Annotated in this window: 7 protein-coding genes; 3 read left to right on the forward strand and 4 right to left on the reverse strand. The window is 60.6% G+C overall.

Translation table 11 applies throughout. The features are described from left to right. The first annotated feature begins 22 nt into the window (after positions 1-22). On the forward strand, positions 23-1,378 hold the full coding sequence (locus FJ398_08090) for a Gfo/Idh/MocA family oxidoreductase (GenBank protein ID MBM3837911.1): 1,356 nt from the start codon (positions 23-25) through the stop codon (positions 1,376-1,378). 116 nt (positions 1,379-1,494) lie between these two features. Here FJ398_08090 and FJ398_08095 read toward each other — a convergent pair whose 3' ends face one another. Both FJ398_08095 and FJ398_08100 read right to left on the reverse strand, forming a co-directional pair. Further along, positions 1,495-2,538 (reverse strand): FAD:protein FMN transferase, encoded by a 1,044-nt coding sequence (locus FJ398_08095; GenBank protein MBM3837912.1) that lies wholly within the window; start codon positions 2,536-2,538, stop codon positions 1,495-1,497. Between the two features lie 173 nt (positions 2,539-2,711). Then, entirely contained in the window at positions 2,712-3,749 is a 1,038-nt protein-coding gene (locus FJ398_08100) for a carbohydrate kinase (protein ID MBM3837913.1), read from the reverse strand. Positions 3,750-3,862: 113 nt separating this feature from the next. On the opposite strand from FJ398_08100, the gene FJ398_08105 reads away from it, so the two are divergent. Next, entirely contained in the window at positions 3,863-5,236 is a 1,374-nt protein-coding gene (locus FJ398_08105) for a DUF1501 domain-containing protein (GenBank protein ID MBM3837914.1), read from the forward strand. A 289-nt stretch (positions 5,237-5,525) separates the two neighbouring features. Here the strand turns inward: FJ398_08105 and FJ398_08110 are convergent, their stop codons facing one another. Further along, a complete protein-coding gene (locus FJ398_08110) occupies positions 5,526-6,743 on the reverse strand; it encodes a hypothetical protein (GenBank protein MBM3837915.1) in 1,218 nt (405 codons plus the stop codon). Between the two features lie 32 nt (positions 6,744-6,775). Further along, a complete protein-coding gene (locus FJ398_08115) occupies positions 6,776-8,257 on the reverse strand; it encodes a long-chain fatty acid--CoA ligase (GenBank protein MBM3837916.1) in 1,482 nt (493 codons plus the stop codon). Between the two features lie 68 nt (positions 8,258-8,325). On the opposite strand from FJ398_08115, the gene FJ398_08120 reads away from it, so the two are divergent. Beyond that, a complete protein-coding gene (locus tag FJ398_08120; protein ID MBM3837917.1) occupies positions 8,326-9,432 on the forward strand; it encodes a ribonuclease D in 1,107 nt (368 codons plus the stop codon). Positions 9,433-9,556: the final 124 nt, after the last annotated feature.

Genomic DNA, 9,556 nt, shown 5'->3' on the forward strand with positions numbered 1-9,556 from the left:
GTAAGCCCATTCAAAAGACATCATGAACGAACCAGCGAAACTCAACGACACGCAACATCCCATGAAAGAATCCTCTCCTATTTCCCGCCGCCAATTCCTGAAAGGCGCCTCGGTCGCCGCCGGCACCGTGGCCGCCGTCCAATTTCCGTCCGTTAACGCCCAGGCCAGGCAACCCATGAATGCGATCATTATCGGCGTGGGCGGCCGCGGTTCGGGCGCCGGTGGCAATTTCCTCGAAGCCGGCAAGAACGTCGGCGTCGATGCGAAAATCGTCGCCGTGGCGGACATTTTCCCCAGCCAGGCCCGAGCGGCCGGCGCGCGGTTCAATGTGCCGGACGACAAGTGCTTTGGAGGGTTCGACGCTTACATGCGAGCGCTGGAAGTTCCGGGAGTCAATTATGCCGTGATGGCGACGCCGCCCGGATTTCGTCCGGCACACTTCAAAGCCTGCATCGAAGCCGGCAAGCATGTCTTCATGGAGAAACCGGTGGCCGTGGACGGTCCCGGCGCGCAGATCGTTTATGCAGCCGGCGAATTGGCCAAGAAGAAGGGTTTGAAAGTTGCGGCCGGCACCCAGCGCCGTCACGAGGCCAATTACAACGAGACCATCAAGCGCATCCAGGATGGGATGATCGGCGACATCGTCGCCTTGCGCGCTTACTGGGTCAATGGCGGCCCGATCTGGCACCGAGGCGAGCGCGGCGAAACCGCGTTGGAGAAACAGGTGTCCAATTGGTACCATTACATCTGGTTGAGCGGCGATCACATTTGCGAACAGCACGTCCACAACATCGACGTCTGCAACTGGATTATGGGCGGCCACCCAGTGAAATGCTGGGGCCAGGGCTCCCGCCAGCAACTCGGCAACAAGTCCGGAGAAATCTGGGACAACTTCGACGTTGAATTCGAGTACGCCAACGGCGTCCGCATGTTCAGCTACTGCGGCCAGATCAAGCGCAACTGGGCGTCGGTGAGCGAAGGGGTCCACGGCACGAACGGCTCGGCCAATCCGGCGAACACGATCTTGTCGAGGAGCGGCAAGACACTCTTCCGTTTCCGTGAGAAGTTCGTGAGCGGCTACGTCCAGGAGCACATTAACCTGATCAACGCCATTCTGACCGACACCGAGTTGAACGAGGCCAAGAACGTCACGGACAGCACGCTCACTTGCATCATGGGCCGCGAGGCGGCCTACAGCGGCAGCGCGGTGGAGTGGGACGCAATCCTGAACTCGAAGTTCGCTTACGGTCCGGAGCAGGTTTACAAGGATTCCTCCAAGATGCAGTGGGGCGATTTCCGCACTTTGCTTCCACCCATGCCAAGCGTTCACGATATCTTCAAGGATCCGCCCGTGGTTCCCGTCGCGGCGCAGGCGTAATGGAAGGCCGGATGTAAGAAACTCACCCCTTCCCCTCCCAGGAGGGGAGCCGAATAAACGCACGCGCTGCCGATGTTTCCCCTCTTGCCCCTCCTGGGTGGGGCGAAGGGGTGGGTTCAGTCCGGATCGAGAAACGACTGAAAAGGTTTCGACTCGTACGTTTCGAGCCTCTCCTCCGGACTCCGGACAATTCTCGCCGCAGCTCCGGGAGTTCGATCAATTAACTTCAACCCCTTCTCCGGCCCGAGCACGCTGACGGCAGTCGCCAGGCTGTCGGCGGTGGTGCTGTCGCGTGCGATGACAGTCACCAGGCTGTGATCGGTCACGCCGACGCCCGTGTGCGGATCGACGAGGTGAGAGTAACGCACGCCGCCGATCTCCAATCGCTGAGACAAATCGCCGGACGTCGAAATCGCGGCGTGCTTGAGCAGCACGTATCGGTTGGTGGGGGCGTTCGGCACATCAAGCGTGGCAATTCCGATGCGCCAGCCGGGCCGTCCAGGCGGAGGTTCACCCACGCCAATATCGCCGTCACCCGCGACCAGAGCCCGTTCAATCCCCTGCGCGCGGAGCACCTTTAGCGCTTCATCCACGGCGTAGCCTTTGGCGATCCCGCCCAAATCGAGGCGCATTCCCGGAACGAGCAGCCGCGCCGTTCGCGTCCTGGGATTGAGTTGAAGGTTCCGATAACCAACCGCCTTGCGCGCTTCGGCCAGGCGTTTCGGATCGGGGAGTTCGCGAACTCTCCGTGCTCTTCGCCATAGATTCACGCAAGGGCCGACCGTGACGTCAAACGCGCCACCGGTCCGGCGCGCCAGAGCCTGGGACCGTTCCAGAATCGTCCACAGATCCGGACTCAACGGCGCCTCGGCTCCCTGGCCCGCCGTCCGGGAGAGGCGGCTCAATTCGCTCTCCGTCTCGTAATCGCTCATGATGGCGTTCAGTTCTTTGATCCGGTTGAACGCTGCCGCGGCTGCGCCTTCGGCTTTCGACGCGCTCGGCGCATACAGCACGATCCGAAAAGCCACGCCCATTTGCGGCTGGGTGAATTCGTGGCGAGCCAGAGCAGTTTCCCGAATCGGTGTATTTAAGTGCGTGCACGAACCAAGCGCAGTCAGCATCGCAAGGAACGGAACAAGGCTTGATCGCGGCCTGGCCATGAGGGTACCCAACGCGACGAAGCCGCGAGTTAACAAACCGCGGATCACGCGGATGGCGCGGATAAGAATCAGACCACCCGATCGGGTTCTGTGCCTATCCGCGCCCATCCGCGAAATCTGCGGTTCAGAAATCCTTTCAATCTTTCTGATTTTCGACTTCAAAAAGGTGTGGCTCAGTCGGCAGAGATCGCTGTCTTTTTGAGCAAAGCGCGGAGTTCTTGCACGGAGGCCGTTCCCGTCGTCCCCAACTGGTGGATGACAATCGACGCGCCCAGCATCGCCAGCTCCAGGCATTCCCGCAGCGTGGCGCCTGCGGCCAGGGCCGTGGTGAGATTGGCCGTCACGGCATCTCCAGCGCCAACCACGTCGATCTCGCCGCGCACCGGCAAGGCCGGGACGTGCTGAACTTCGCCGCTCGGATCAGCGCCGACGATTCCGCGCTCGGCCACCGTGACAAAGACTCGGCGCCCTTGCTTGCGGGCCAGACCGGCCGCTTGCTTTTGGATTTTGGCCAGGTCCGTGGTGGCGCGGGCGCGGGTGAGGCGCGCGAGTTCGGCATTGTTCATTTTGAAAACGACCTTGGGAAAATTCCGCAGACCGCGCCGGCTGTCCGCCACGATGAGCAGGCCCGGAAACTCGCGCGCGATGCGTTCGATCATTTCCAGGACCTTTTTCGAGACGACGCCGGTGTTGGCCAGATCGACCTGGTCCAAAAGAATGAAGGTATCGACGTGTCCGGCCAGATACCAGGCAGCTTGCTGGAGACACTCGATGACCGAGGGCGGCGTCGGCGTCCAATTCTTGATGTCCAGGCGGTTCAATTCCACCGGTGGTTCCCCCGGCTCCACGACCAGCGGTTTGGTGTAGGTGAACGTGCGGCGTTGGAACGTGGGCACAAAATGATCCAATTGCACGCCGTGTTTGCCCTGCAACGCCCGCCGCAGTTCCCAGCCTTCGCCGTCTTCGCCGCAGAAGCCGACCGGAATAATCTCCCTCAAACCCAGCGCCACCAGGTTGTTTAGAATGGTTCCCGCGCCGCCAGGTTGAGACCGGACGTTCACGACATTATGGACGGGGAGGCTGGTCTCAATGGAGGTTTCTTTCCTTCCTGGATCGATCTCCAGATAACGGTCCAGGCAGAAATCTCCAATCACCGCGACTCGAAGCTTCGAGTAGCCGGAGGTTATGGCGTCAAATCGTTCCACGTTCATGCCGGATGCAGAGCAGGGTCTGTTCCCTACAGGAACTTTCATTGTGACGATTGTGACCGGCACCTGCAATTTCAACTTGAAGCGCCGTGCGTTTCGGCGTTTATTGTGGGCGTATGCTCCAGATCCAGAGCGGCGCATTGACGAGCAATTGCCAGGGCATGAGCCGCCGGTCCGCCATCAAGGCCGGCTTTCTGGGATTGCTCGGTCTCACGTCAGCGGACTTGCTCCGGCTCCAGGCTTCGGGCTCGGCCGCTCGGGACAAGAAATCCGTCATTCTGATCTGGCTCGATGGCGGGCCGAGTCATCTGGAGACTTACGATCCAAAACCCGAAGCGCCGATGGAGATCCGCGGTCCCTGGCGTGCGATCGAGACGAACGTGTCGGGCATCCGGATTTCCGAAATGTTGCCGGAACACGCGAAGCGCGCGGACAAGATGGTTTTCATCCGCTCTTTGCACCACAACAACGGCGATCATTTCGCAGCCGCGCACTGGATGCTCACCGGCCGTTACGGATCTCATGCGAGCGACCTGCCGCAGAAATATCCATCCGTCGGCTCGTACGTGGCGCGGGTGCGGGGCGCGAATGCCCCGGGCGTTCCGGCTTACGTGGGTTTGCCGGCGGCGCAGAGTATCTACATTTTTCCCGGTTACCAGGGCGCGGCTTATCTCGGCGCGGCTTACAATCCTTTCGACGCAAACACGCAGCAAAAATATCTGGGCGCGACGGACAAATCGAAGATTCAACCGCCCAAGTTCCTCGAAAACCCTGCGGCGCAACCGGAGCGCATCCGTGGCCGAGTCGATTTGCTGACGCATCTGGATCATCTGCGCCGTGACCTCGACAAAAGCGGCACGATGGACGCGATGGATCACTACAACCAGCAAGCGATCAATCTGCTACTCGGCAACAAGGCGCGCGAAGCGTTCGATATCGAAAAGGAAAAGCCGGAGACGCGCGACCGCTACGGACGCGGCTCTTGGGGGCACTACACTCTGATGGCCCGCCGATTAGTTGAGGCGGGCGTGAGTTTCGTCACGGTCGATATGCCTCATTGGGACGACCATTCACAAATCGAGAAAGGCCACGGCGCAAAACTGCCGGTGATGGACAAAGCCGTGGGCGCGCTCGTTCAAGACCTCGCCGACCGTGGCATGCTCAAGGATGTGCTCGTGCTCGTGATGGGTGAGTTTGGCCGCACCCCGCGCTTGAACCAGGGCCAGCCAGGCATTTCCGTGCCGGGCCGCGATCACTGGGGCGAAGCGTTTTCCGTCATGCTCGCGGGCGGAGGTCTGCGGACCGGGCAAGTGGTGGGCGCGACCAATGACAAAGGCGAACGTCCCATCGAACGCCCGCTCACTCCGGCGGACGTGCTCGCCACCGTTTATCACGTCCTCGGCATCGATCCGCGGCAGACTTTTCTCGACAATTCTGGCCGGCCGATCCCCATTCTCGATTCGGGAAATCCCATCCGGGAAATCATCTGAGTTTCAAAGCATAGCGCGCATAGCAACCACCAAAGCCACAAACGCTCCGATAATCAGGAGGGCGCACCAGTCCTGTCTGAAAAATGGGTGGAACGGGCTACCAGCCCGTGTTTGGCGGCAACCTGCCGCCAAAAGGCCCGGCGGGCTGGTAGCCCGCGCAACAGGCCGGTGGCCTGTTCCACCAGAAGACAATTTTCAGACAGGCTCTTACCGGGTTAATGGCTTCCTGTGCCGTATGCACACGGTTTGGAGACCACGGAAGTTTCCATGGCTCGCCCGCAGCGCCCGCTCAGTTCTTCCGCACAAACTTCTGCGCGCGCTTGCCGATGATGTCGCCGGCGTAGAGATTGCCCTTGGAATCGAACGCCAGGCAGTGGACCCAATTCAGTTCGCCGGCCTTTTCCTGGCCGTCCTCGCCTTTGGGCACCGTCCAGAGCTGGAGAAGTTTGCCGTCCGTGTTGAACTTCATGAAGACTTGATCCTTGGGCGGACAACCGAGCGGCGCCGTCGGATACTTCGGATCGATCCGCCATTGCATCGGGGATGAGCCGCAAACCCAAACCTCGTCCTTGCTGCTCATCCAGAAACCCCAGGGCACGATCACGTCGCGCCACGAGTCGAGCAACTTTCCGTTTCGATCATAAACTTGAATCCGCACGTTGTTGCGGTCCGCCACGTAAAGACGGCCTTTGGAATCCATCTCGATGGCGTGGGGGATGCTGAAGTGTTGGGCGCCCGTGCCGAGCGATCCCCACGCTTTGAGGAATTTACCGTTCTTGTCAAAGTGGACGACGCGCGCGTTGCCGTAGCCGTCCGAGACGAAAATGTCTCCGTTCGGCGCGATCGCCATGTCCGTGGGTAAATTCAGGTGCCTGGCGTCTTCGCCCTTTTCACCGGGGGTGCCGAGCGTGAGCAGCACTTTGCCTTCGGGCGTGCATTTCCGCACCACGTGCAAGCCGATGTCTGAAAGCCAGACGCTTCCCTGGCGGTCGATTTTGATGTGATGCGCGCGGCCTACGATATCTTCGCCCCAGGCGCGGACGAACTGGCCGCTCGCGGTATAGACCTGCACAGGAGGATTGGTGCGCGTGAAGATCCAAACGTTGTCCTGTTTGTCCACCGCGAGGCCGGGCATCTCGGCCCACCTGCAATGCGCCGGGCGCTGCGGCCAGGCCGGATCGACTTCATACCACGGCGTGAGATCGACGCGGGGATAAGCGGGCCGATCGGCAGGACCCGCGGCGCCCTCACAAAAATGGACGGGCACCAGAAAAGAACACGCGCAGACAGAAGCAATAAACTGCGACCATCTCGATCTTAACAAAAGCAAACGAAGGAACCGAAGAACAGAGGAATTGATTGGATTCGAGTCGCCCTCGTCGCGCGGACTGAACAGCCGTGCAATGCCCGCGTGGCCAAATCTGCCATTCCCGAAGCTGCGAGTCTTCGTTCTCTTTGTTGCCTTTTGTTCAACTGAATCGCGGCGGACGAGAGATCGGGGTGTCATAATGCAAGTGGGTTGAGGGCGTGGGCCACAAATCAGATGGGCATTTGACGCAAAGCCGTCTTGAGGATCTTCCCGGTGGCGTTGCGGGGCAGACTCGGCAGGAAAACGACTTTGCGCGGCACTTTGTAGTCGGCGAGCTTGCCGCGCACAAACTGGAGCAGAGCTTTCTCGTCCGGCGCCGCGCCGTCGTCCGCCACGGCAAACGCAATCGGCTGTTCGCCTTTGCGCGGATCGGGCACGCCCACCACCGCGGCTTCTTTGATGCCCGGGAACTGATAAATGACTTCCTCGATTTCGCGCGGATAGACATTGATGCCATTGACCAGGAGCATGTCCTTCTTCCGGTCCGTAATGTAAAAATAGCCCTCGGCATCGCGATAACCGAGGTCGCCAGTGAGCAGCCAGCTGTTGCGCAGCGCCTTGGCGGTTTCTTCGGGTTGATTCCAATAACCCGCCATCACGTTGCCGCCCCGCACGCAAATCTCTCCGACCTCGCCGTCCGGCAACCTTTCGCCGGCGTCGTTTTGGACGCAGACCTCCACGTCGGGGATCGGCTTTCCGATGGAGCCGGTTTTCCACGGGCCGTGGATAGGATTCAGCGACACTACCGGACTGGCTTCGCTCAAGCCATAACCTTCGATCAATGGCACGGGGAATTTCGCGTTGAACTCCTTCTGGATTTCGCGCGGCAAAGGCGCGGCGCCACTGACGCACAGGCGAAGCGGAACATTCGGCGGCACCGGCGCGTTGGCCAGGGCGCGGAACAATTGCGGAATGGCGGGCAGAATCGTCGCTTCATGTTGGATGATTTCCTGCAGGATGTTTTTGGGCGGATGCACCGACTTGATCAGCACAATCGAGCCGCCAACGAGCAAGGGCAGCAGGATTCCGACGCACAGCATGAAGCTGTGGAACATGGGCAGCAACACCACGAAACGGTCGAAGCTGACCGCTTCGAGAACCTGCCGGCAACTCTCGACGTTGTGCAGCAAGTTGCCGTGCGTGAGCATCGCGCCTTTCGGACGGCCGGTCGTTCCCGAAGTGTAGATAATCACGGCGAGATCCTCGCGCTTTCGAGCGCAGGAAAGTTCGGGCGCCACGGCCGACTTCTCCGGGCCGCCAAAATCAGTCGTGTGAATGAAGCGAAGCTCCGGAAGACCGGAGGCCAGCTGCGCCAGCGCGTCACCCATGGACGCTTCGGTGACGAGGACGCGGATGCCGGCGTCCCGCAGGATATACTCGACTTCCTGGGGCTTGAGAAAATTGTTGATTGGCACCACGACGGCGCCGGCGTTCAGGATGCCAAACAGGGCGGAGACGAATTCGGGACAGTTTTTGAGCCAGATTCCAACGCGGTCCCCGGGTTGGACGTGAAAAGCCTGCTGAAGTTTTCGGGCCAGGCCGGCGGACTGCGCGGCGAAATCGCGGTACGAATACACCGAGTCTCCCCAGAACAAAGCGGTTTTGGCAGCGTTTTGATCGACCGAGCGCGCGAAAGCAGATACCAGGTTCATGCAAGTGGGCAGCTCAAACTGCCGCGATTGAACTCGGCCCGGCTGGAGCCGTCAAGTTTTGGCGCCAAATGAAGAATCGTCTTTCGCGTGATTGGCCCTTGGGTTTATGTAGCGCCGTGATCGATAATGCTCCAAAGCTCGCGGCTCTCATCCACCGCATTCAGTCGGCGGAATGGATCGCTCTCGATACGGAGGCGGACAGTTTGCACGCGTATCCGGAGAAACTTTGCCTGATGCAGATCAGCTTGCCGGGAGAAAACGCGATCATCGATTCGCTGGCCAAAGTCGATCTGACTCCGCTCCTGGACGCCTTGCAAGACCGTGAATTGATTCTCCATGGCGCGGATTACGATCTGCGCCTTTTGTGGAAGAGCTTTCGATTTCGTCCGAGCGCGATCTTCGACACGATGTGGGCCGCGCGCTTGCTCGGCTATGAGGAATTCGGGTTGGTGCATCTGGCCGCGAAGGCGCTGGAGATCCAGTTGGAGAAGGGGCCTCAAAAAATGAACTGGGCCCGGCGTCCCCTGTCCGAGCGCATGGAACAATACGCGCGCAACGACACGCGCTACCTCCGTCCTTTGGCGGAAACGCTGTCCAGTCATCTGGAAAAACTTGGACGCCTGTCCTGGCTCCGCGAAGTCTGCGCGCGGGTCGTTCAGGAATGCGCGCAGGATCGAATCCTGGATCCGGACGAGGTTTGGCGCGTGAAAGGCAGCGATCGGCTCAGCCGGCGGGGCCTGGCCATTCTGCGCGAGCTCTGGCATTGGCGGGAACGGGAAGCGATCGAAAAGAACAGGCCGCCGTACTTTATTCTGAGCCACGAAAAACTGACCGCCCTCGCCGCCGAGGCGTCCGAAAACCGGCCCGTGTCGGAACTCGTCCCCGTCGCTTTCTCGCCCGTGCGCCAGGCGAGAATGATGGAAGCGCTGGAGCGCGGCCTGCATTGTCCGGCCTCGGCGCACCCCAAACATCGGCGCGGCTACGGACGCCGCCTCACCCAGACAGAGCAGAGCCGGTTTGAGGAATTCAAGCGGCGGCGAGATGAGCGCGCCGCGCAATTGAACATCGATCCCAGCTTGATCGCCAGCCGGTCCGCGCTGGTGGCGCTGGCCCTGGACGGGGACGGACGAACCGGCGACTTGATGGCCTGGCAACTCGATCTCTTGCGAGACTAAGGGTCTGTGCAAAAATAAATTCCGGTTTTGGCGGGAGCGCCGCCTGGCCGGATGCAAGGCGCGAGGAGGGAGCATCCCCGTTTTGGGGCTGTGACCGACGAGCAACGCCGCAGCCGGCCAGGCG

The sequence above is a fragment of the Verrucomicrobiota bacterium genome (assembly GCA_016871535.1).
GTDB lineage: Bacteria > Verrucomicrobiota > Verrucomicrobiia > Limisphaerales > SIBE01 > VHCZ01.

What these genes read in the sequence shown, in the direction of transcription:
- FJ398_08090 (MBM3837911.1), top strand. Translation starts at nt 23, where the DNA reads ATGAACGAACCAGCGAAACTCAACGACACGCAACATCCCATGAAAGAA.
- FJ398_08095 (MBM3837912.1), bottom strand. Translation starts at nt 2,538, where the DNA reads ATGGCCAGGCCGCGATCAAGCCTTGTTCCGTTCCTTGCGATGCTGACT.
- FJ398_08100 (MBM3837913.1), bottom strand. Translation starts at nt 3,749, where the DNA reads ATGAACGTGGAACGATTTGACGCCATAACCTCCGGCTACTCGAAGCTT.
- FJ398_08105 (MBM3837914.1), top strand. Translation starts at nt 3,863, where the DNA reads ATGCTCCAGATCCAGAGCGGCGCATTGACGAGCAATTGCCAGGGCATG.
- FJ398_08110 (MBM3837915.1), bottom strand. Translation starts at nt 6,743, where the DNA reads ATGACACCCCGATCTCTCGTCCGCCGCGATTCAGTTGAACAAAAGGCA.
- FJ398_08115 (MBM3837916.1), bottom strand. Translation starts at nt 8,257, where the DNA reads ATGAACCTGGTATCTGCTTTCGCGCGCTCGGTCGATCAAAACGCTGCC.
- FJ398_08120 (MBM3837917.1), top strand. Translation starts at nt 8,326, where the DNA reads ATGAAGAATCGTCTTTCGCGTGATTGGCCCTTGGGTTTATGTAGCGCC.